Consider the following 22572-nt stretch of genomic DNA (forward strand, 5'->3'; position numbering starts at 1 on the left):
CAATCCGGGGCATCAATGCTCATCTTGGTCCTTCCCAACCCCGGCGGGGCCCCCGCGACGGGACACCGGCCGAGCGGGACCGGTAGACGATGTACGGCCGGAACAGGTAGCCGACGGGCGCGGTGAAGGCGTGGACGAGCCGGGTGAAGGGCCAGATGGCGAAGAGCAGCATGCCGATGAGGGTGTGCAGTTGGAAGGACAACGGCGCGGCGGTCATGGAATCGAGGTCGGGGCGCAGCGTGAAGACGGAGCGGAACCAGGGGGAGACCGTCGCGCGGTAGTTGTGCTCCTCACCGACGACACCCGCCCCCAGCAGGGTGGTGATCAGTCCGACGACGATGGCAGCGACGAGGACGACGTACATCGTCTTGTCGTTGCGTGTGGTCGCCATGAACACCGGTCCGGTGGTGCGTCGGCGGTAGATGAGGATCGCGACGCCGGCGAGCGTGGCTACGCCGGCGACGCCGCCGAGGACCAGCGCCTGGACGTGGTATGCCGTCTCGGACAGGCCGACGGCCGATGTCCAGCTCTCTGGAATCAACAGTCCGATCACGTGGCCGATGACCACGACGAGGATGCCGAAGTGGAACAGCGGGCTGCCGATGCGCAGCAGCCGGGACTCATACAGCTCGGAGGAGCGGGTGGTCCAGCCGAACTGGTCGTACCGGTACCGCCACACGGTGCCGCCGATGAGGATCGCAAGGGTGACGTACGGCAGGACGCCCCACAGGAGGATGTCGAGAGCGCTCATCGCCGGGCACCTTCCGACGGTGCCGGACCTACGAAGGGCTCCAGGCCGACGGTCTCCTGTGGTGGTCCGGTGCGGGCCAGGCGCTGGGCGGCGGCGCGGTCCTGCGGGGACGGGCCGGGCAGAGTTGCGCACACGGCTTCGAGGACGGCGGCGTAGGGCGAGCCCGCGTCGCGCAGGGCCAGCCGGAGCAGTTCCATCCCGGCGCGGTGCTCCTGGAGGAGCGCGAGGCCGTCGGTCAGGTCGCCGGTCGCCGTGTACTCGAGCGCGACCGGGAGGTAGTCGGGCAGCTCGGTGCTGCTCAGTTCGAGGCCGTGGCGGCGGTAGCGGTCCTTGAGCGTGGCCAGGGCCTGGCCACGGCGGCGGGTTTCGCCGTCGGTCCACCAGGTCAAGTAGAGGCAGCAGCGGCGGCGCCGGTCGAAGGTGGCGACGTAGGTCTCGGCGAGGTCGCGGGGCGAAGTGGCTGCGATGTGCCCGAGGAAGCGGGTCAGGGCCGAGTGCGCCGTGCCGCGAGGCAGTGCGGCCACGGCTTCGGTCACCAGGGGGATGCGGTCCCGAACCGTTTCGTCGGGGTACTGCAGCAGGATCGCGGCTGCCTGGCAGACCACGGCGGCATGGCGCTCGGCGATCACGGCTCCTCCTCGGGCTGGGGATGCCTGGGCGGGAAGAGGCCCTCGGGCCGGCCCTTGCCATCCCAGTTCAGCAAGTTGATCCGCGCGCCGGGGCGCTCCGGATCGGCGATGCCGCCGGTGGTCTGCCGTTCCTTCAGGGCATGGAAGGTTTCGACGGAGACGGGTGTGGGCCGGCCCGAGGCTTCGCCGAAGGGCCCGCTGTCGTACATTCCGGGGCCGCCTTCGTAGTCGAGGCTGCACGCGGTCTCTTCGAGCCGCCGGCCCTCGGCTTCGTGAGCGGAGGGAATGACGTAGCGGTCGTGGTACTTGGCGATGGCGAGCAGACGGTAGAGCGAGGTGACCTCGCGTCCGGTCATGCCGGCCGCCGCCGCGATCCGTTCGTCGGGTGGGTCGCCCAGATTGACGGCGCGCATGTAGGAGCGCATGGCCGCCAGCCGTTCCAGCACCTGGCGGACAGGTTCGGTGTCGCCGGCGGTGAAGAGTCCGGCGAGGTACTCGATCGGGATCCGCAGCGTGTCGATGGCGCCGAAAAGGTTGTCGACGTCCTCACCGTCGTGGCCGGTGTCGGTGAGCGCGTCGACGACCGGGGACAGCGGGGGCACGTACCAGACCATCGGCATGGTGCGGAACTCCGGGTGCAGCGGCAGGGCCACCCGGTAGTTCCGGGCCAAGGTGTAGACAGGGGAACGCCGGGCTGCTTCCAGCCAGTCCTCGGGGATGCCGTCCCGGCGCGCTGCTGCGATCACCTGGGGGTCGGCCGGGTCGAGCATCAGGTCCAGCTGTGCCTGGTAGAGGTCTTTCTCGTCGGCGACCGACGCGGCGGCGCCGACGCGGTCGGCGTCGTAAAGGATCAGGCCGATATAGCGCAGGCGTCCCACGCAGGTCTCGGAGCACACGGTGGGCAGGCCGACCTCGACGCGGGGGTAGCAGAAGGTGCACTTCTCGGCCTTGCCGGTCCGGTGGTTGAAGTAGACCTTCTTGTACGGGCAGCCGGTCACGCACATCCGCCAGCCCCGGCAGCGGTCCTGGTCGACCAGGACGATGCCGTCCTCGGACCGCTTGTACAGCGCCCCCGAGGGGCAGGAGGCGACGCACGATGGGTTCAGGCAGTGCTCGCAGATGCGCGGCAGGTAGAACATGTACGCCTGCTCGTACTGGAAGCGCACCTTCTCCTCGGCTTCGCGGCGGATGCGTTCGACGACGGGGTCGTGGTCGGCGATCTCGGCGCCGCCCGCGAGGCTGTCGTCCCAGTTGGCGCTCCACTCCACGCTCATGGGCTCGCCGGAGATGAGTGACTTGGGCTGCGCGACGGGGAAGTCGTCGCCGAGCGGTGCTGTGGTGAGGTTGCCGTAGTCGTAGGTCCAGGGCTCGTAGTAGTCGCGGATGGTGGGCAGCACGGGGTTGGCGAAGATGGTGAGCAGCTTGCGCAGCCGCCCGCCGGACTTGAGCCTGAGACGGCCGCCGCGGGTGCGGACCCAGCCGCCCCGCCACTTCTCCTGGTCCTCGTAGCGCCGCGGGTAGCCCTGGCCGGGGCGGGTCTCGACGTTGTTGAACCAGACGTACTCGACGCCGCTGCGGTTGGTCCACGCCTGCTTGCAGGTGACCGAGCAGGTGTGGCAGCCGATGCACTTGTCGAGGTTCATCACCATCGCGAGCTGCGCCATGCAGCGTCCGATCGGCTCACTCCCGGGCATCAGTACGTCACCTCCTGGGAGCGGCGGCGGATGACGGTGACCTCGTCGCGCTGGTTGCCCGTCGGGCCGAGGTAGTTGAAGGCGAACGACAGCTGTGCGTAGGCGCCGATGAGGTGGGTGGGTTTGATCAGGATGCGGGTGAGGGAGTTGTGGATGCCGCCGCGTCGGCCACTGGCCTCGGCAATGGGGACATCCACGACCCGTTCCTGTGCGTGGTGGACGTAGACGGTGCCGGTGGGCATGCGGTGGGAGACGATCGCGCGCAGCACCATCACGCCGTTGCGGTTCACCGCCTCGACCCAGTCGTTGTCGCGGGCGCCGATCGCCTCGGCGTCTGCGGGGCTCAGCCACACGGTCGGGCCGCCGCGGGAGAGCGTGAGCATGAGCAGGTTGTCCTGGTACTCGGAGTGGATGGACCACTTCGAGTGCGGGGTGAGGTAGCGGACGGTGACCTGGCGCGCGCCGTCCGGGCCGATCTCGGGCTCCCCGAACAGCCGGTGCATGTCCAGCGGCGGCCGGTAGATGGGCAGTGTCTCGCCGAACTCGTGGATCCAGTCGTGGTCCAGCAGGAAGTGCATCCGGCCGGTGAGGGTGTGCCAGGGCTTGAGCTCCTCGACGTTGGTGGTGAACGCTGCGTAGCGCCGCCCGCCGGTCTCACTGCCGGACCACTCGGGGCTGGTGATGACGGGCACGGGTTGGGCCTGGGTGTCGGCGAAGGTGATCCGTCGTTCCCCGCTGCCCTCGGCGAGGTGGGCGAGTGGCCGTCCGACGCGCTGCTCGGCGGTGCGGAAGCCCTGGACGGCGAGTCGGCCGTTGGTGGTCCCGGACAGGGTGAGGACGGCCTCGGCCATCTTGGCGTCGGTGTCCAGGGCGGGCCGTCCGTCGCCCGCGCCGCCCAGCATCACCCCGTTGACGCGGGCGAGGTGCTCCACCTCGTCCTTCGGGGAGAGGGTGAGTCCTTTGACGGGGAGCCCCAGTCGTTCGGTGAGCGGGCCCAGCGCGGCGAGCTTGTCCGCGACCGCCCCGTAGTCCCGCGTCACCAGCGCCAGGGCGGGCATCGTCCGGCCGGGGACAGGGGCGACGTCGCCGCCTCGCCAGTCGCGGACCGTTCCCAGGGCCTGCCCCGCGGTCTCGCCGGGGGTGTCGTGCTGCAGCGCGGTGGCGACCACGTCACGTCGTACGCCGAGGTGCTCGCGAGCCAGCTCGCTGAACCGCCGGGCGATCGCGGTGAACGCGGCGAAGTCCGAGCGGGTCTCCCAGGGCGGGTCGATGGCCGGAGTGAAGGCGTGCACGTACGGGTGCATGTCCGTCGAGGACAGATCGTGCTTCTCGTACCAGGTCGCGGCGGGCAGCACGATGTCCGCGAGCAGCGTCGAGCTCGTCATCCGGAAGTCCAGCGCCAGCAGCAGGTCCAGCTTTCCCTCGGGCGCCTCCTCTCGCCACCTGACGTCACGGGGGCGGCACTCCGGCGGTGTCTCGGCCACGCGCAGGCTGGAGTGCGTGCCGAGCAGGTGTTTGAGGAAGTACTCGTTCCCTTTGCCCGACGAGCCGAGCAGGTTGGCGCGCCACAGCGTCAGGCAGCGCGGCCAGTTCTCCTCGGCGTCCGGGTCCTCGCAGGCCCAGCCCAGTTCTCCCGACGCCAGCGTGCGGGCGACATACTCCGTGGGCGCCTCGCCCGCCATGGCGGCTTCGTCGGCCAGGTCGAGCGGGTTGCGGTCGAACTGCGGGTAGGAAGGCATCCAGCCCAACCGGGCGGACAGCGCGATGGTGTCGGCGGTGTGCAGGCCCGTGAGGTCGCCGCGGGCCAGCGGCGAGGCGAGTGCGTCGGCGCGGTATCCGTCGTAGCGCCACTGATCGGTGTGGGTGTACCAGTACGCCGTGCCGATCATCTGCCGGGGCGGGCGCTGCCAGTCCGTTGCCATCGCCAGCGTGGACCAGCCGGTAAAAGGACGGCACTTCTCCTGGCCGACGTAGTGCGCCCAGCCGCCGCCGTTGCGGCCCATGGCCCCGGTGAGCATCAGCAGCGCCAGGATCGCCCGGTACGTCGCATCGCCGTGGAACCACTGGCAGACACCCGCCCCCATGATGATCATGGTGCGGCCGCCGGACCGCTCGGAGCTGCGCGCCATCTCGCGAGCTACTCGGATCATGGCGCCGGCCGGTACGGATGTGTGCTCCTCCTGCCAGGCAGGCGTGTAGGGCCGAGTGGCGTCGTCGTACCCCGTCGGCCAGTCTCCGGGCAGGCCATCGCGTCCAACGCCGTACTGCGCGAGCATCAGATCGAAGACCGTCGTCACCAGCCTGCCGCCGATCTGCCGTGCGGGGACGCCGCGGCGCAACACCGCGCCGGTCCCCTCCGCCGTGTCGAAGCGCGGCAACAAGACCTCGACAGGCTCCGCCCGCTCTCCGAGAAGCGTCAGCTGGGGGCTGGTGTCCCCGAGGCCGAGATTCCAGCGCCCCATGCCGGATTCGGTCCACCGCTCACCCAGCGTGCCGCGCGGCACGACCGGCTCACCGGTGCGCCCGTCGACGAGTACGGTTTTCCACTCGGCCCCTTCGGAGGTGTCGCCGAGGTCGGAAGCCCGCAGGAACTTTCCCGGTGTGAAGGCGCCGTCGCGCTCCTGAAGCGTCACCAGGAACGGCAGGTCGGTGTACGTCCGCACGTAGTCGACGAACAACGGTACCCGGCGCTCGACGAAGCACTCCTTGAGGATCACGTGGCCCATGGCCATCGCCAGGGCGCCGTCCGTGCCCGGCTGGGCGTGCAGCCACTGGTCCGCGAATCTGGTGTTGTCGGCGTAGTCCGGCGACACCACGACCACTTTCTGGCCGCGGTAACGGGCCTCGGCCATCCAGTGCGCGTCCGGGGTCCGGGTGACGGGGACGTTGGAGCCCCACATGACCAGGTAGGCGGCGTTCCACCAGTCGCCGGACTCCGGCACGTCGGTCTGGTCCCCGAACACCTGCGGGGAGGCCACCGGCAGGTCGGCGTACCAGTCGTAGAAGGAGGTCATACAGCCACCGATGAGCTCGATGAACCTCGATCCGACCGCGTGTGAGACCATCGACATCGCCGGGATCGGCGAGAACCCTGCGATCCGGTCCGGGCCCCACCGTTTGATCGTGTGCACATGCGCGGCGGCCGCCATCTCGACCGCCTCGTCCCACGTCACCCGCACATGGCCGCCCTTGCCCCGGGCCTGCTGGTACCGGCGCCGTCGCTCCGGGTCGCCCACCACGTCGGCCCACGCCAGCACCGGGTCACCCAGGCGGGCCCTGGCCTCCCGGTACATCTCGACCAGGAGACCGCGCGCGTAGGGGAAGCGCATGCGGGTCGGTGAGTAGGTGTACCAGGAGAACGCAGCGCCGCGCGGGCAGCCGCGCGGCTCGTACTCCGGAGAGTCCGGGCCGACGGACGGATAGTCGGTCTCCTGACTCTCCCAGGTGATGATCCCGTCTTTGACGTAGACCTTCCAGGAGCACGAGCCGGTGCAGTTCACTCCGTGAGTCGATCGCACGACCGTGTCGTGGCTCCACCGGTCCCGGTAGAAGACATCGCCCTGCCGGCCGCCCTTGAGGAAGACCGCCCGCCGGTCGGGTGAAGCCTCGCGCCGGGTGAAGAAGCGCCCGGCGCGCAGCAGGGCGTCCGCGGCTGCGCCGTCGTACGCGAGCCTGTCACCCCTGACGGGCTCGCCAGGGGTACTGCTGCCGTCCGCCACGATCGTCACCTCTCGCCTGCATGCGAGTCGCGGGACACCTAATCGTCCGTAATTTACCTATATGTCGCATTTCTGGAGGGGTGAATCGTGGACAGGTATCGGCCGTCCTTCCCCTTGTCCACTCCAGCCGTACCGAGGCCGCGCGGCCAGCGGCCGAACGTCCCATGCTTGACCTCGATGGTCCTCGCGCCGCATCACACGTTCTGGGCAGCATCAACCGAAGCGGCGGGCGCGTCGAGCCGATAGGCAGGTGAGCACCCACCAGCATCGTGAGGTGGAGCGACAAGTCACTGAACCCCGAGGAAACCCGCCCTGGAGCATGGAGGACGCCACTTGAGCCGCATTCCGACGCCACGGATCGCTGGGGCGGCGGAAGCCGCCCAGCCGCAGCGGATGCTCGCCCTGGCCACGGCCGGATTCATGCTCTGCTTCTGGGCATGGGCGCTGCTGGCTCCGCTCGGCCCAACCCTCCGTGAGGATCTGGACCTCACCTCGCTCCAGCAGTCCCTCGTGGTGGCGGTACCGGTGATCGTCGGCTCGCTCGGCCGGATCCCCGCGGGCGCCCTCACCGACCGCGTCGGGGCGCGCCGCATGTTCCCCCTCGTCGCCGCCCTCACCGTCCTGCCGGTGCTCTACCTCGGCCACCTGGCCGACTCCCTGCCCGAAGTGCTGGCGGGCGGCTTCTTCCTCGGCCTGGGCGGCACGACCTTCGCGGTCGGCGTGCCGTTCGTCAACGCCTGGTACCCGCCCGAGCGGCGCGGACTGGCGCTGGGGATCTTCGGCATCGGCACCGGCGGCACCGCCCTGTCGTCCTTCACCACCGTGCAGCTGGCCGACGCCGTCGGGTACGCGTTCCCCTTCGACATGGTCGCCGGCCTCCTGGTCGTCTACGCCGTGGCGGCACGTCTTCTCCTGCGCGACAAGCCCGACCGCGCCGTCCCGGCCGGCTCGCTGCTCGCACGAACCAGGGCGACCCTGCGGATGCCCGCCACCGTGCAGCTGGCCTTCCTCTACGCCGTGGCCTTCGGCGGATTCGTCGCCTTCAGCGTCTACCTGCCCACCTACCTCACCACCGCCCACGATCTCGGACGGTCCGATGCAGCGCTGCGCACCGCGGGCTTCGTCGTCCTCGCCGTCGCCATGCGCCCGGTCGGCGGATGGCTCTCCGACCGGCTGCATCCCGTGCCCGTGCTCGTCCTCGCGTACGCCGCCGTCTCGGCCCTCGCTCTCCTCGCCGCCTTCGAGCTCCCGCTGATCCCGGTCGGAACGCTCGCCTTCCTCGGCATGGCGGCCGCCCTGGGCACGGGATCGGGCGCCGTGTTCGCGCTCGTGGCCCGCCTCGTACCCCCCGATCGGGTCGGTGCGGTCACTGGTGTCGTCGGGGCCGCCGGAGGTTTGGGAGGCTTCTTCCCGCCCCTGGTCATGGGCGCCGTTTACGGTGCCACGGACGACTACACCTGGGGATATGTGTTGCTGGCGGTCACCGCGGGCGCCGCCGTGGCATTCACGACTACTGCAGTACGGCGCGAAGCTGGGCAGGCAACGCGCCGGGCGTAGGCTGTCCACGCTGACCAGCGTGTCCGGCACCACGGTGCGAGCGGCGAGAATTTTGGCCGAATCGCCGAAGTCTGAAACTCCGGTGACACGTGAGGTTTCCGCCGGGATGGCTCATGACGAGAGCGGGCATCACCCCGGAGTAAGATCATTCCTATTCAACTACGCAAGCCCGTTTCAGACGGGCAACGTGTTTTCGGATCGTGTGGTCGCTCGTACGCAGCGCCTTGGCCAACTGGCTACTCAGCCCTGTGGGGAGTGCCCCGGTTTCGAGCGCGCAGGCGTGGAGGAGAGCACGGCAGTCCTGCGCCTCTCGGTTCGTGGCGAGAGCGGTGAACAAGGGGTGCGCCAGGATCTCTCGGGCGGCGTATCCATCGGTTGCCTTGATCGTCCGGCGATACAGTTCCGCGACCACCACACGCGCCACTGGGTCCTCGGGCGAAATGAGCACGTCCAGGACTGCGAGGCCGAGCCGCGTGTTGAAGACGGTCATGCCGTCCTCGCCTGGTTGTTCGAGGTAGGTGGTCACCAGGTGCTGCTGGTAGTCGCGCCACGGCAAGCCAGCTGCGCGGTGGCATAGGACAGTCAGGCAGTGCGTGACGGCGTCCTCCCAGGGGTCCCCGGACTCCGTGGTGGTCAGCAGGTTGTCGGCGCCGAGGGTGTTCCCCGTGGCGATCGCGGCAAGGACGGCGACTTGGCGGCCGTCGAGCATGCGCTGCCCGACGCCGCGGTGTGCCTCGACATGGGCGAGTGCTTCGGTCCAGCGGCCGGCTGTCGTCAGAGCGCGTGTCCCGTCGGAGAGGAGGACCCGCCACAGCCAGGTGCGGACCTCCTGGCGGTCCTCGGCGTTCGCGGTCAGGTCGGCGGGTATGGCGATGCCCTGGACTTGGGCTGGGGATTCGGCGCTGACGGCGTCAAAGAGTGTCAGGAGGTGTTGGTGGCCGTCGTCGGCCTGTCCGGCGCGGATCTGGAGGCGCGCGAGGTTGACGATGGGTTCGAGGGCTCGGATCGCGGTTGTGCCGGGCAAGGGGGCGGCGTTCAGATAGGCAGCGGCGTGCTGGTGGCACATCGTTTGGGCAAGGTCCGTGGCTCCTACGTCAGAGGCGATCAACGCGGCCTGGTTGTAGACCGTGGAGGCCACGCTCGCGTCGCCCGTCTTCGCCGCGGTGTCAGCGAGTTCGGCCAACGCCTGCACGCGCTGGGCCAGAGGGAGGCAGGCGGGGCGGGGGCGCGCGACGAGTGGGAAGCGCTGGGCTACGGCGTCAGGGAGTTCCCACACGGTCCCCGGTGCTCCTCTCGGTGCTGGGGTCCGGGCCGAAGAAGACGGTCTTCGCGGCGGCGGTGAGGGTGGCTTGCGTGGCGTAGGGCAGGCCGATCCGGTTCCAGGCGAAGAGCACGTGGTGGGCCAGGACCTCACGCAGGCCACGGTGAAGCTGTCCGGAATCTGTGAGGTGGGCCAGTTCCCTTCCGGCGTCGGCGTAGGCGCTGGCCCACTCGGCAGCGCGGGCCAGCAGTCCACCTCCGCGCATCATGTCCTCCCCGTTTACGGAGACGAGTCGGTGCACGGCGGCGAGCAGTCGGTCGCTGTTGCCCTGTTCGGTGTCGGCGGGCAGCGCGCGGTGCGCTCCCACGCGCGCCCAGACGTCGCCCTGCTCATACCAGTCCAGTCCGGCGGACCGCATCATGAGGCTGCACAGCAGGAGGGATGTCTCGCGTCGGTGTTTGGCGGCGTCGCTCCGGAGAAAGTCGATGAGGCTCCGGCTGTCGCGGTGGAAGAGGCGATGCGCGGATGTCATGGCTCCGGCGCCGCCGAAGGCGTGGATCTCGGGTTCGTAGATGATCTCCGTCCACGCTGTGATGGAACCCTCGGCGATCAGGAAGTCGAGGCCCTGGCCGATACGGTCCTGCCCGCCGGCAGCGGGCAGGTAGCGCACGCGCCAGCAGGGACGCTTGCGGATGATGAACCACGAGGTGAGGGCGCCGTCGTCCTCTGCGGTGCGTAGGAGTGGGCCGAGTCGGGCCACGGCGATGGTCTCGGCGCGTTCCCAGTCCGGGAACGCAACGTTGGCCTGGCACCAGGTGGGTGAGTTCATGAGATGGTCTCCGAGGTGATCACGCCAGGGCGAGGAAGGTGTCCCAGTGCGGTGCGGGCGCAAGGTCCGTGCCGAAGGTGTGCAGGGCGAGGGCCGCTCCGGCGGCTCCGTCGAGGAGTTCCGGGTCGTGGTCGTCCTGGTCGAGCGCGGTGATCAGACGGTCGGCCAGGCGCGGCAGCTCCGCAGAGATCTCAGCGTTACCTGTCTCGGTGGCCATCCGCCAGGTAGCGTGCAGCAGTCCGGCCATGCCGTGACACAGCCCGATCTCGGGGAGCTTGTCCAGCTGATGCGGGTCGCGCAGGGTTGCGAGGATCGCGCTCTCGGCGGCCTGCAAGCGGGCTGGGTCTCGGAGGGCGAGTCCGGCCAACTGCTGGGCGCGGGCGGTGCCGGTGACCCCGTAACACCAGGAGGGGCGGGGGCGAAGGGCGGAATGGATGTGATGGTCGGTCGCCTGCTGCATCGAGATGTAGCCCGGCCACCACGGGGCGATCTCGTCGACTTGGCGCCAGTGGTCGGTCCAGGCGCAGATCCGCTCGACCGCATCGACCAGGCCGGGCACGGCCAGATCGCGTAGCAGGGCCAGGGACAACACGGAGAGGGCGGACCCGATGCCGTGGGAGAGTCCGAAGTTCCCATGCCCGCCGGGGTAGTCGGTGTGCGGTGAGCCAGTGGGTGCGACGTTCATCCACCATGGTGGCAGTCCGGCCGGGTCGGGCAGGGGCTCGGTCAGTCGCACCAGGTAGGACAGGACGTCCCGGGTGACCTGGTGGTCGGGATGGCGGCTCAGGTGGTATGCCCCCAGCCCTGACAGGCCCTGGATCAGGTCGAATTCCTCCATGGGAGGCCGCTCGGCGCGGTCGATGCGCTGATGGGCCGCGGCCAGGCGGTTCCGAGTGACGGTTAAGGTCGCCGTGTCCAGACGTTCCAAGATGCGCAGGTACCGGCTCGCTGCGCTGGCCGCGCGGTGCGTGATGTACGCGAGGGCGGGAGCGCCGAAGTACAGGTTCGCGTTGACCGCTGCGCTGACTTCGCCGCGCATGGCCGTGGTCAGCCAGGTGTGCGCGGTGTTCCAGTCGCCGTGGCCGGTCCGGGCGCGCTCGATGTGCAGTAGGGCGATGCCCGTGGCTCCCCCGGCGAGCGACTGCGGCCAAGCGCGGGCGCCGTCGGCCGGCCGCCGGGCCACACGATGCTTGGGTCGGCCAGTGCGCGGGCCATCTGGTCGGCGGTTGACAGCGCGGCGTGGGCGGGGGCTGTCGTGGTCACGATGTCCTCCTTGCTCGTGCTGTCCAGCTCAAGGCGGCAGCTCTGGCCAGGTGCAGGTGCGTGCTCTCCTTGGGCAGTCCCGGCCCGCGCATCCGGACGTGGTGGAGGTGCAGTAGGTCCGGCAGCACGTCCTGGGGGTGCGTGGCCGTGTCCTCGAGCGCGTGGCGGTAGGCGGTCAGGGCCACGCGGCGCGCGGACCAGGCCGAGGTGACGCGCTCGTGCAGGGCGGAAGGGCCGGCGTTCACCAGGTCGACGGCTTGCCGGTAGACGGCGCGGGGCGGAGCGGCCTGGTCGGTGCGGGTGCGCTTGATGAGCCAGTGCATCGCCGCAGCGGAGTCGCCGAGCAGGCCGGTGACGATGTCCACCATGCTCGCGGCGGTCATCGCGCGGGCATCCGGGGCGTTCTTCCCGTCCCGGGTGGCGAGTTGGGCCAGGGCGGCGGTGGAGTCGGCGGTGAAGTAGTGCTCGGCCGCGTCGATCGCCGCGGGGCCACCGAACCGGGCGGTCTCCGGGTGGTAGGTCTCCACGCTGGCGTGCGTGATCAGGCCGCTGTGCCGCAGCTGCTGGGTCCACTCCCCAATGCGCTCGATGGCAGAGCCGAGGGTGCCGGGAGCACAGGTGAACCGAACGCGGAGGTGGTGCTCGGGGTCTGGGTAGCGGACGAACCACCAGTGGGGGTCGCCCAGTTCCTTCAGCAGGGTCGGCAGGTGCCGGGTCAGGAGCGGGTTTTGTCGGTCGCGGTGTCCGTGGAGCTGGAGGTAGATGCGGTTGCCGCAGCCGGGCAGGTGGCCGTGCTCGCGGCTGACGACGTGGCCCGCTGCCTTGACGGGGGCGACGTTCTGTTCTGCGGTCAGGGGGATGACGACTTCGTGGGCGCGTCCGCCGGTCCAGCCCAGGTCCTGGGGTTCCGGTGCGGGGCGCAGCGTCACCGTGCCGTCGCGGTCCAAGTGGGCGCGCAGCAGGGACCGGTGTGAGAGCTCCGTCAGGTCCAGGGCTATGCACTGGTCGGCTTCGCTCAGGTATACCCGCTCGGGCAGATGTACGTCGCGGCGCCATTGGGTCAGGGCTTCGTCCCACTGCGGCCACGGTGCCGGCGCGGAGGGGAGGTCGTCACTGGCGAGGAGCCAGCGGGCCGGAGAGAGGATCGTGCGTCCGTAGCGCAGCGCGGGCAGGAACGGCAGGTTGGAGGCGGCGGTGCCCCACATGAATCCGGTGCATGGGACCGCCAGCGCGACGGGTGCCTCGGCCAGGAACCGGGCCAGCGGATGGGTGTGATAGCCCAGATCTACGGCGTTCAGCAGCAGCGTGTGAACCGGGCGCCGGCGGGAGAGCGAGACCAGGTGCAGCCGTTCGGCGTCGGCGGTCACCGCAAGGTCCGTGAGGGGAAGGAGCTTGGTATCCGAGCCGTGATAGTCGCCGAGTGAGATCACCAGGTCGGTCACCTGCGGGGCACGCGCGACGTTCTCAGCCGGTGCGGACAGCGGGGTAGAGCTGATCTGCGCGAGGAGCGCGCCCTGGTGCACTCCGGGCAGCCCGGCATACACCGTGGTCATGCGGCGGCGGTCCTCGTCGTCCAGTGAGGCCAGGAAGCGGCCGGTGGTCGTTCCGGCCGAGCGTGCCACCCCGACGACGTGCAGGGTGAACTCACCCTTCCGTAGCGCCGGAAGGCTCGCGGCGGCGATGCGGACGGTCACCTCGGTGCTCGGCTGGACGCAGTGGTCCGGATCGGTGGTGGCCATCTCCTCAAGCGCGGCATCGTCGAGCTCCACTTCAAGGCGGCGGTGCATGCCGGCGGCGTGGGCGAGCTTGATGAGCCGGCTGTCACGGTCGGGCAGCGGGGAGGGCGTCGGCGCGGAGGTAGACCCGAGGTAGCCGGGTGGATATCCGAGCGCGTCGATGGCATCCACGACGGGGACGAGCGCCCCGGGCCCGTACCGTTCAAGGAACCGGCCGTGCCACTCGGGCCAACCGGCCAACGTCGCACGGGGCGCAAGACGGGTGAGTGCCTTGGCCGCCGCTGCCGCCTCCTGGGCCACCGCCTCCGGGACGACCAGGTCCCAGTCCACCCGCAGGTCGAGCGCGGTCTTGGGGGCCTCGTACAACTCTGCTGTCTCCGTGGGCGCAAGGTACCGCGTGTGTGTGCGGAGGGCGGCGAGCGGGTCGGTGGTCGTCATCGACGGGCGGAGGCTGTTGATCAGGAATCGTTGCCTGACCAGGCCCGCGAGCAGGCTCTCAATCGAGGCGTGCGGCGCGGCAGGAAAACAGGCCGAGAGCTTTGCGGCGAGATCGCTCCACAGAATCGGAGTCCGCGCACCATCCAGTGCTTTGCGGACCGGTCCGGTCATGCGTATGTGCACGTGTTCAGAAGAGCCGTCACGCGTGCCGCGTGAGCTGTGCTCGATCACCACGTACCCGTCTCGCTCGACGGTGAGGCTGGACGCGACCAGCATCAGATGGGGCCGCAGTCCGCTGTGCTCCTCGAACCGGTCGATGAGCGCCGCCGTCCATGCGGCGTCGGGTCTGGCGGATGCCTGGTGCCCGGTGCCCACGCGCAGTACCGGGGCGGCGCCTATTCGCGCTGCCGCGACCCCGGCGAACAGACCGAACGGCGTTGCGCGCGTGCGGGCCCGCAATAGGTACCGCAGGACCGAGAGCACGGTGCGGCGTACAGCAGCATCCGGCAGCGGTCGGCCGGCACAGACCTGGTCCACTCGACCGGCGAGGTCCGGGCTGGCGGCTTTGACGGCGGTCGCGAAGTCGGCTGTCTGCCAGGTCTGTTGCAGCCACGCCCGCCACGACGCCGTGTTCGCGAGCGGGCCGGTCAGCCCGGGCCAGATCACCTGACGGTCGGATTCCAAGACAGCCGCCCGTACCACTGCTGCATCAACGTAGCGATACACAACCCCTCCTGTGGCCGAGCAGTGCCCGGGCCGCGCCCGTGGGGCAGGCGCGGCCGGACACCGCCATCACGCGGTCTGTGCTGTTACGGGCAGCTCGTGCACGCGGACGCGCACGTCGAGCCGCAGCCGTCGTTCGTCAGACGGATGAGCTGGTCCGCGGCTGGGCCGCCCTCGACGATCGTGATGTCCAGGTCGAAGTCGTCCTGTCCGGACGCCCCCTGTTCGGTGACCGGCTGAGCAGCCGGACGCTCCATCTGAACGGTCATACATGCCTCCTTGGCAGTGAGTGATGGTGCAAGGAGCCGGGGCCCGGGAGCGGACCCCGGAGTCTTAGAGGTCCTAACAGAAGTTGTTGATCATGTGACTTTCGGCGTGGACGGTCGTTGGTCTGGTCGTGGGGAAACGTCAGTCGCGGCCTTGGATCGTGTCGGATGAACTGTGGTCGCTCATCGAGCCGTTGCTGCCCGAGCCGGGGCCGAAGCTGGTGGAGGGTCGGCCTCGGGTGCCGGACCGGCAGGCGTTGTGCGGGATCCTGTTCGTGCTGCACACCGGTATCCAGTGGGAGTATCTGCCCCAAGAGCTGGGCTTCGGCTCCGGCATGACCTGCTGGCGGCGCCTGGCGGCCTGGAACGAGGCCGGTGTGTGGGACGAACTGCACCTGGTGCTGCTGAAGAAGCTGCGGGCCGCGAAGAAGCTGGACTGGTCGCGGGCGGTGATCGACTCCTCCCGCGTCCGGGCGGCCCGGCGCGGCCCAAAAGCGGGCCCAGCCCGGTCGACCGAGCACGGCCGGGCAGCAAGCACCACGTCCTCACCGACGGACAGGGCATCCCGCTCGCGGTGTCGCTGACCGGCGGAAACCGCAACGACGTCACCCAGCTGATCCCGCTGGTGGACAAGGTTCCGGCCGTGGCCGGCGTGGTCGGCCGGCCCAGGCGCCGACCCGACGCGCTCCTCGCGGACCGTGGTTACGACCACGACAAGTACCGGCGCCTGGTGCGGGCTCGCGGTATCACGCCGGTGATCGCCGAACGAGGCCAGCCACACGGCTCCGGCCTGGGTGTCTTCCGCTGGGTGGTCGAGCGCACCATCGCGTGGCTGCACGGCTTTCGTCGCCTGCGCATCCGATGGGAGCGGCGCGACGACATCCACGAAGCCTTTCTCGGCCTCGCCACATGCCTGATCACCCACCGCCACGTCCAACGCCTTTGTTAGGACCTCTTACAGGTAGTGGCGCTGGGCGCGCTTGTGCGTGGCGTACGTCTCGTACGCGGAGCGCGTGGAGTCCAGGGCGGAGACTTCGCTGACGGGAACGTCCCACCAGCCGTGGCCGGGCGGGTTGGGGCCGTGGAGGTCGGTCTCGACGTGGACGACGGTGGTGCGGGTGGCGGCCTTGGCCTTTTCCATCGCGGAGCGGAACTCTTCGACGGAGGTGGCGTGCAGGACGTCGGCGCCGGGGCTGGAGGCGTGGGCGGCGAGGTCGACCGGGAGGATGTCGCCGTCGAGCCGGCCGGAATCGCCGTTGCGGTAGCGGTACTTGGTGCCGAAGCGGCGGCTTCCGAGGGACACCGACAGCGAACCGATCGAGGCGAAGCCGTGGTTCTGGACGAGGACGATGATGACCTTCAGGCCCTCGGAGACCATGGTGACGATCTCCTGAGCCATCATCGGATACGAGCCGTCGCCGACGAGGACGACGACCTCGCGACTCGGGTCGGCCATCTTGGCGCCGACGCCCGCGGCGACCTCGTAGCCCATGCGGGAGTAGGCGTACTCGACGTGGTAAGCCTTCGGATCCCGGGCCCGCCACAGCTGTTGCAGGTCGCCCGGCATGGAGCCGGCCGCGTTGATGACCACCGCGCGGTCGTCCGGGACGTCGTTCAACGCGCCGAGGATCTGCGTCTGCGCGGGCAGCTCACCAGTGTCGCGGTCGTCGGCGAAGCACTCCTCCTCGACCTGCCGGGTGCGGGCGATGAGTTCACGTGTGCGGCGGCGACAGGACTCCTCGACCTCCCAGCCGTCCAGGGCCCCGGCCAGGGCCTGGATGCCCGGCCGGGCGACGTTGAGGTTGACGAAGGTGACGTCCGGGTTGCCGAAGACGGTGTGGCTGGCGGTGGTGAAGTCGCTGCAGCGGGTGCCGATGCCGAGGACGACGTCTGCCTCGCGGGCGAGTTCGCCGGCGGTGTGGTCACCGCCGGCGCAGCCTGTTGGGCCATGCTCATCACCGGGTGCCCTTCGCGGCGAACTCGGCGACCCGGTCGACGTTGGACTTGTCGACGAAGGCCGGGCCGGTCAGCACCGGCTGCTCGCCGCCGCCGCTGAAGTTGCCGTTGGTCTTGTAGAGCCACAGCGAGTCGACGGCGAGGTAGCCCTGCAGATACGGCTGCTGGTCGACGGCGAACTGGATGTCGCCCTTCTCGATCGCCGAGACGAGCTCCTTGTTGAGGTCGAAGGTGGCGACCTTCGCCTTGCCGCCCCCCTCCGACACGGCCTGAACGGCGGTCAGTGCGATCGGGGCGCCGAGGGTGACCACCTCGTCGATGGAGGAGTCCTGCTTGAGCTTGGCGGTGATGGTGGATTTCACGGACGGCATGTCGGTGCCGTTGACGTAGAGGATGTCCGTCGTGCCCTCGAAGGTCTTCTTCACGCCGGCGCAGCGCTCCTCGAGGTTGACGTCGCCCTGTGCCTGGATCACGCACAGAGCGTGCTTGGCGCCGGTGCCGTTGAGCCTGCCGCCGAGTGCCTGGCCGGAGACGGACTCGTCCTGGCCGAAGAACGACAGCAGGCCCTGCTGCTTCCACACGCTCAGGCCCGCGTTGAGGCCGACGACCGGGATGCCGGCCTTCTCGGCCTTGGCGACGACGGCCTTGAGCGCGTCGGGCTTGGCCAGGGTGACGGCGATGCCGTCGACCTTCTGGTCAATGGCGTTCTGCACCAGGTTGGCCTGGTCGCCGGCGTTCTTGTCGTTGGAGTAGACGAGCTTGACGTTGTCCTTGGCGGCGGCGGCCTCGGCGCCCTTGCGGATGGTGTCCCAGAAGGTGTCGCCGGAGGGGGCGTGGGTGACCATCGCGATGGTCATGCGGGGCGTGTTGGCCTTGCCGGCGGAGACATCGTTCGCTGACTCCTCGGCCTTCTTGCCGCCTGAGCTGCTGGAACAGCCGACGAGGGTCAGGGCTGCCGCGGCGGCCACGGCCACGACGGGGACGGCTCTGCGGGAGCGGGGAAGATCTGTGCGATTCATGCTGTCTGCACCTCACTGTGCAACTGGGGGAGCGGAGTGTGATCGCCGGCTGCCGGCGTGGGCCGACTGGGGTGGCCGCCCCTGTCGGGGCGCGCTCGGGAAGGAACGAGGCCGAACCCGGTTCGGCGGATCCCCGGCGCGGGTGGCAGTAGGGGTGGCTGCCACGGTCCGGAAGATTGCTTCGTTGGAACGACAGGACGAATTAAAGCGCTTTAAGTCCTGGTACTATCGGCCTTGTTTCGCGAAGGTGTCAAGGGTGTTGCACGAGGGGATTTGCCGCGGGGAGGCACAAGTGAACGACGACGGCTCCGTGCGTCACCGGAACGGCACGCACAAACGCCCCAGGCTGGAGGACGTGGCCGCACGCGTGGGCGTGTCCATGGCGTCGGTCTCCCTGGTGCTGCGCGGAGTGCCCGGCCCGAGCGAACGGACCCGGCAGCGGGTGCTGAAGGCCGCCGCCGACCTCGGCTACCAGGTCGACCGCACCGCGAGCACCCTGGCCAGCAGGCGCAGTCGGCTGCTCGGCGTCATGGTCGACGTCCACCGCCCCTTCCACGCCGAACTCGTCGAGCACCTGCACACCGCCGCCGAAGAAGTCGGCTACGACCTCGTCCTGAGCACCACGACGCGCACCCGTGGCGAGCAGACCGCCGCCGAGACACTGCTGGCCTTCCGCAGCGAGGCGCTGATCCTGCTCGGACCGACCTCCCCCGACGAGACACTGGCAGTCCTCGACCGCAAGGCGCCCGTCATCGTCGTCGGTCGCCGAGTTGCCGATGCCCCGCTGGACGTCGTGCGTACCGCTGACAACGACGGCGTGGGACAGGTGGTCGACCATCTCGTCGGACTCGGGCACCGTGAGATCGTCTATGTGGACGGCGGCAAGGGCGTCATCGCCACCGACCGGCGCCGCGGCTACCGCTCCGCGATGCGCCGGCACGACCTGGACGCGCACATCCGGATCCTGCACGGCGACCACACCGAGGGATCGGGCGAACGAGCCGCCCGTAAGCTCCTCGACAGCGGCGACCTGCCCACCGCCGTCGTCACCTACAACGACCCGGCCGCCATCGGTGTCCTGGCCGCCCTCGCCCGTGCCGGCGTCGCCGTCCCCCGTGAGGTGTCCGTGGTGGGCTACGACGACGACACGCTCTCGCGGCTGAGCTGCTTCAACCTCACCACCGTCAGTCAGAGCGCCCGTGAACAGGCCCGGCACGCGGTGGCCGCCGCGGTCGAGCGGCTGGACGAGGACCGCACCGAGCCCCGCGAGGTCGTTCTCACCCCACGCCTCGTCGTACGCGGTACCACGGCCGCACCTTCCTGACGGCAACGGGGCGCGCCGGTCTGTTCCGCGGATGGACTCGCCGGCTCATGAACGCCGCGCCAACGGGGATGCCGAAACGGTCGGAGGACTGGGAGAGGCGACCGGGCGACGTGGTTGCGGTAGCGGGGGTGTGCGTCGGAAGACCGTTCGTGCCTGATCGCGAGGGTGAGCGTCCCGGTGCTGGGCGGCGTCCTCGGCGGTGAGGTGTTGCCGGCCCGGCGCGGTCATCCCTCGGGGCAACCCAGCGCTCCGCACGTCGGCCGGGCCCGGGGGTTCCTCGTCCGGCGCGTTCTGGGAGCGTTGGGATCGAGAACGGCCATGGCGGCCTGATGAGGCGGGCCGAGCACTCTTCGGGCGCGTCCGAACGCGAGCCGAGGCTCGGGAACAGGCTCTTCCCGGGCCTAGGTAAGGAGCGAGCCGCATCCCGTTTCGTAGCGTCTCTGGAGCCAGGACAGCGGCTGCTGTGCCAGAGTGCTGACACGCGGACTGTCCGACGGCGGTTTGCCGCGACCGCAGTGTTGGGCAGGGTGGCGAGGAGAGACTGATTCCGATGCTCTTGGCCAGGGGGATGGACAGGCCGGTGGGTTCGGGGCTGCGCAGGCTGACGGCTCCCGCGCGGGCCAAGTCGGACACGACGGGGGCTCGTTGGGGGGAGTCGGCGCCGGCAGAAGCCGAAGGTCACGTCGACCGGCGTCAGTGGCCGGCGGGCAGTTCTCGGGGACGCGGCATCGTGGTAGCGGCGGGTGACACGGCGTCAACGGTCCCGACGGGCGGGGGAGGTGTATCGCATCTGCTGGATGGTCTGCGACGGTGTGCGGGCTTTCCCCCGTCTCGGTCATGAGCGGGGTCTTCGGCTCGACCGCCACCCCGTAGGGGGGCGCGGCGTGCGGCGGATAGGGCACGAGCTCATCGGCCCGGACGGTGGTGGCCGCGACCATGCCGTTTCCGACCTGCCCGCCGGAGCCGAGGTACTGACGGGACACAGGGGCCGTGGCGTGCCCGGACCTACGGTTGCCGGAGGCGTCCGGCAACAACGCCCCGCCGTCGTGGGGCACGGGCATCAGCAGGTCGATCCGCCGGTCGTCGACCGGCTCGTGGTCCCACGGGGACCGGGACATGAACCACTGCCGCGCATGGCGGACAAGAAGGTCACCGAAGGCAGGCCGGGCAGTCTTCAGGAGGGCCTGGAGCAGGGCAGACAGGAAGCCACTGATTCAGGGCTGCCCACCGGTCGGATGAAGGGCCGCACCCTCACCCTGCCTCAAGAAGTCAAGATCCGGAACACCATCTACCGATCACGGCAAAGCACCGCAGGCCGACCGGACGCGGTGGGCGTGTGACCGGCCGGTCGGCGCCCGCGGCGCTGCCCCGGGCGCTGTGCGCGTGGCTCGGGCCGATCGCGGCCCTCGCCGCGCTGGTGGTCGTCGTGCTCGGGGTCCTGTACGCCGGCCACAGCCGGCCCGGCAGGGTGGACAGGTGGATCATCCAGCCGACGGCGGACAGTGTGCGGCCGCCGTGGCGGCGCGTCGCTCTGGCCGTGGACTTCCTGGGGGAGCCCGTGGGAGCGGCGACGCTGGTCGTGGCCGCCGTGACGGGCTGCCTGCTGCTTCGGCGTCCTCGCGCGGCGGTGCTCGTCGTTGCCGGCGCCGCCATGACCGTGGGGACGGCGACGCTGCTCAAGCACCTGGTGGGGCGCACCATCCACGGCGACGGCAACCTGTCCTACCCGAGCGGGCACACCGCCTTCCTCACCGCACTCGCCCTCATCGTGGCGCTGCTCGCGAGCGGCCGGCTCGGCCTCGGCAGGACGGCCGGCACGTCACTCGTGCTCGCCGCGGCGCTGGTCGCCGGCGCAGCCATGGGGTGGGCGCAGGTCGCCCTGGGCGCCCACTATCCGACCGACGTCCTCGGCGGCTGGTGCACCGCGCTGGCGGTGATACCGGCGACCGCGTGGCTGGTCGACCGGCTGGCCGACCGGACGGCCGACCCGCTGGTCGATCGGGTGGCCGACGCCGGCCGGCGGGAGCGCCGCTGACGTCACGTCACGTACCTCACGTCACCTCACATCACGTCACCTCACATCACGCCAAGCGGCGGAACACGGGCTTCACCGGTCGTCCTGCCAGCCAGGGGGTGGGGTCGGCGGCGTCCAGCGCCTTCCGGTACACCGCACATGCCTGGGCCACCACGTCGACGGTGTGATCGATGTCGGCGTCGTCGAGCGCGCTGCTCACCACGAACGACGGGGCCAGCACCCCGCCCGCGAGGAGCCGGCGCAGGAACAGGGTGCGGTACTGCTGCGACGGCTGCCGGTTCTCGTCGAGGGTGGCGAAGACCAGGTTGCTGGCCCGGCCCCGGACGACGACGTGGTCGCCGACGCCCATGCTCGCCGCGGCGTCGCGGACACCGGCGGCCAGCTTCTCGCCGAGGGCGTGCAGCCGCGCGGTGATGCCCTCCTCGACGTAGGTGGTCTGCACGGCCATCGCGGCTGCCAGGGAGTGCGTTTCCGCACCGTGCGTGGTGGACAGCAGGAACACCCGGTCGTGGGAGTGGCGCAGCCCGCCCCGCTCCATCAGATCGCGGCGCCCGGCCAGCGCGGAGACGGCGAATCCGTTGCCCAGCGCCTTGCCGAACGTGGAGAGGTCGGGGACGACGCCGTACAGACCCTGGGCGCCCGCCTCGGACCAGCGGAAGCCGGTGATCATCTCATCGAAGACGAGCACGCAGCCGTGCCGGTCGGCCAGCTCGCGCAGGCCGGCGAGGTACCCGGGCGGCGGCTCGGTGTGGGAGGCGGGTTCGAGGATCAGGCAGGCGACCTCGCCCTCGTAGCGGGTGAGCAACTCCTCCGTGGCGGCCAGGTCCCCGTACGGGAACGTCACGGTCAGCTCGGTGGTCGCCGCCGGAATGCCGGCGGACATCGGCGTGGTGCCGATGAACCAGTCGTCGACGGAGAAGAACGGATGGTCGGCGCAGATGGCCACCCGCGGGCGCCCGGTGGCGGCGCGGGCGAGGCGCACCGCGGCGGTGGTGGCGTCGGAGCCGTTCTTCGCGAACTTCACCATCTCGGCGGTCGGCACCGTGGCCAGGAAGCGTTCCGCGGCCTCGACCTCCACGACGGACGGCCTCACGAAGTTGCTGCCGCGGTCGAGTTCGCGCCGCACCGCCTCGGTCACGCGTGGGTGGGCGTGGCCGAGGCTGACCGACCGCAGGCCGGAGCCGTACTCGATGTAGCGGTTGCCGTCGACGTCCCACACGTGGGCACCGCGTCCGTGGCTGATGACCGGGGCCAGGTTCTCGGGGTACTGGTCGTCGCCCTTGGCGTAGGTGTGCGCGCCCCCGGGGATCATGGCGTGCAGCCGCTCGTTCGCCGCCCGCGACCGGGGCAGATGGAACTCTTCGGTGTCCAC

Annotated in this window: 17 protein-coding genes and 1 pseudogene; 5 read left to right on the forward strand and 13 right to left on the reverse strand. The window is 70.1% G+C overall.

Annotated elements, in window-relative coordinates; translation table 11 throughout:
* Positions 1–19 precede the first annotated feature (19 nt).
* From narI to STRIP9103_RS25640, 4 genes are read right to left on the reverse strand one after another with little or no spacing between them, the layout of a single operon-like run.
* Positions 20–751 carry a respiratory nitrate reductase subunit gamma gene (gene narI, locus STRIP9103_RS25625; protein WP_009322839.1) on the reverse strand — a complete coding sequence of 244 codons (732 nt, stop codon included), beginning with the start codon at positions 749–751 and terminating at the stop codon, positions 20–22.
* On the reverse strand, positions 748–1380 hold the full coding sequence (gene narJ, locus STRIP9103_RS25630; protein ID WP_009322842.1) for a nitrate reductase molybdenum cofactor assembly chaperone: 633 nt from the start codon (positions 1378–1380) through the stop codon (positions 748–750). Before narJ ends, narI begins: the two co-directional genes overlap by 4 nt.
* A complete protein-coding gene (narH, locus tag STRIP9103_RS25635; protein WP_009322862.1) occupies positions 1377–3074 on the reverse strand; it encodes a nitrate reductase subunit beta in 1698 nt (565 codons plus the stop codon). The genes narJ and narH overlap by 4 nt, the downstream gene beginning before the upstream one ends.
* Positions 3074–6715 carry a nitrate reductase subunit alpha gene (locus STRIP9103_RS25640; protein WP_234022291.1) on the reverse strand — a complete coding sequence of 1214 codons (3642 nt, stop codon included), beginning with the start codon at positions 6713–6715 and terminating at the stop codon, positions 3074–3076. The genes narH and STRIP9103_RS25640 overlap by 1 nt, the downstream gene beginning before the upstream one ends.
* A 471-nt stretch (positions 6716–7186) precedes the next feature.
* Here STRIP9103_RS25640 and STRIP9103_RS25645 point away from each other — a divergent pair, with 471 nt between their 5' ends.
* Positions 7187–8350, forward strand: coding sequence for an MFS transporter (locus tag STRIP9103_RS25645; RefSeq protein WP_078614040.1), 1164 nt, complete (start codon positions 7187–7189; stop codon positions 8348–8350).
* 151 nt (positions 8351–8501) lie between these two features.
* Here STRIP9103_RS25645 and STRIP9103_RS25650 read toward each other — a convergent pair whose 3' ends face one another.
* From STRIP9103_RS25650 to STRIP9103_RS25670, 5 genes are all read right to left on the reverse strand, one after another.
* Complete coding sequence (locus STRIP9103_RS25650) at positions 8502–9626, reverse strand: hypothetical protein (protein ID WP_009322865.1); 1125 nt, start codon at positions 9624–9626, stop codon at positions 8502–8504.
* A complete protein-coding gene (locus STRIP9103_RS25655; RefSeq protein WP_009322883.1) occupies positions 9610–10440 on the reverse strand; it encodes a thiopeptide-type bacteriocin biosynthesis protein in 831 nt (276 codons plus the stop codon). Before STRIP9103_RS25655 ends, STRIP9103_RS25650 begins: the two co-directional genes overlap by 17 nt.
* A 19-nt stretch (positions 10441–10459) precedes the next feature.
* A complete protein-coding gene (locus STRIP9103_RS25660; RefSeq protein ID WP_009322716.1) occupies positions 10460–11623 on the reverse strand; it encodes a lanthionine synthetase C family protein in 1164 nt (387 codons plus the stop codon).
* 76 nt (positions 11624–11699) lie between these two features.
* Entirely contained in the window at positions 11700–14561 is a 2862-nt protein-coding gene (locus STRIP9103_RS25665) for a lantibiotic dehydratase (protein ID WP_234022289.1), read from the reverse strand.
* Positions 14562–14686: 125 nt separating this feature from the next.
* Positions 14687–14869, reverse strand: coding sequence for an FxLD family lanthipeptide (locus tag STRIP9103_RS25670; protein WP_009322874.1), 183 nt, complete (start codon positions 14867–14869; stop codon positions 14687–14689).
* Between the two features lie 155 nt (positions 14870–15024).
* On the opposite strand from STRIP9103_RS25670, the gene STRIP9103_RS47040 reads away from it, so the two are divergent.
* A protein-coding gene (locus STRIP9103_RS47040) for an IS5 family transposase (RefSeq protein WP_411572440.1) occupies positions 15025–15815 on the forward strand; the annotation gives its coding sequence in 2 pieces (ribosomal slippage) (positions 15025–15355 and positions 15355–15815; 792 coding nt in all).
* 6 nt (positions 15816–15821) lie between these two features.
* On the opposite strand, the pseudogene STRIP9103_RS25685 reads toward STRIP9103_RS47040, so the two are convergent.
* Positions 15822–16859, reverse strand: a pseudogene (locus STRIP9103_RS25685) (thiamine pyrophosphate-dependent enzyme); the annotation flags it as partial.
* Positions 16822–17841, reverse strand: coding sequence for a sugar ABC transporter substrate-binding protein (locus STRIP9103_RS25690; protein ID WP_009322793.1), 1020 nt, complete (start codon positions 17839–17841; stop codon positions 16822–16824). The gene STRIP9103_RS25690 and the pseudogene STRIP9103_RS25685, both read right to left, overlap by 38 nt.
* Before the next feature lie 292 nt (positions 17842–18133).
* On the opposite strand from STRIP9103_RS25690, the gene STRIP9103_RS25695 reads away from it, so the two are divergent.
* Positions 18134–19165 (forward strand): LacI family DNA-binding transcriptional regulator, encoded by a 1032-nt coding sequence (locus tag STRIP9103_RS25695; RefSeq protein WP_009322861.1) that lies wholly within the window; start codon positions 18134–18136, stop codon positions 19163–19165.
* A 401-nt stretch (positions 19166–19566) separates the two neighbouring features.
* On the opposite strand, the gene STRIP9103_RS53535 is transcribed toward STRIP9103_RS25695, so the two are convergent.
* The gene (locus tag STRIP9103_RS53535) at positions 19567–20283 is read right to left on the reverse strand and encodes a transposase (protein WP_078614041.1); all 717 of its coding nucleotides are present in this window, start codon (positions 20281–20283) and stop codon (positions 19567–19569) included.
* A 15-nt stretch (positions 20284–20298) separates the two neighbouring features.
* On the opposite strand from STRIP9103_RS53535, the gene STRIP9103_RS25700 reads away from it, so the two are divergent.
* On the forward strand, positions 20299–20505 hold the full coding sequence (locus tag STRIP9103_RS25700; RefSeq protein ID WP_048820971.1) for a hypothetical protein: 207 nt from the start codon (positions 20299–20301) through the stop codon (positions 20503–20505).
* Positions 20502–21200, forward strand: a complete 699-nt coding sequence (locus STRIP9103_RS25705) for a phosphatase PAP2 family protein (protein WP_009322714.1) — start codon at positions 20502–20504, stop codon at positions 21198–21200. Before STRIP9103_RS25700 ends, STRIP9103_RS25705 begins: the two co-directional genes overlap by 4 nt.
* Positions 21201–21246: 46 nt before the next feature.
* Here the strand turns inward: STRIP9103_RS25705 and STRIP9103_RS25710 are convergent, their stop codons facing one another.
* Positions 21247–22572 carry a glutamate-1-semialdehyde 2,1-aminomutase gene (locus STRIP9103_RS25710; RefSeq protein WP_009322835.1) on the reverse strand — a complete coding sequence of 442 codons (1326 nt, stop codon included), beginning with the start codon at positions 22570–22572 and terminating at the stop codon, positions 21247–21249.

Origin of the sequence: Streptomyces ipomoeae 91-03, assembly GCF_000317595.1 — a bacterium.
GTDB lineage: Bacteria > Actinomycetota > Actinomycetes > Streptomycetales > Streptomycetaceae > Streptomyces > Streptomyces ipomoeae.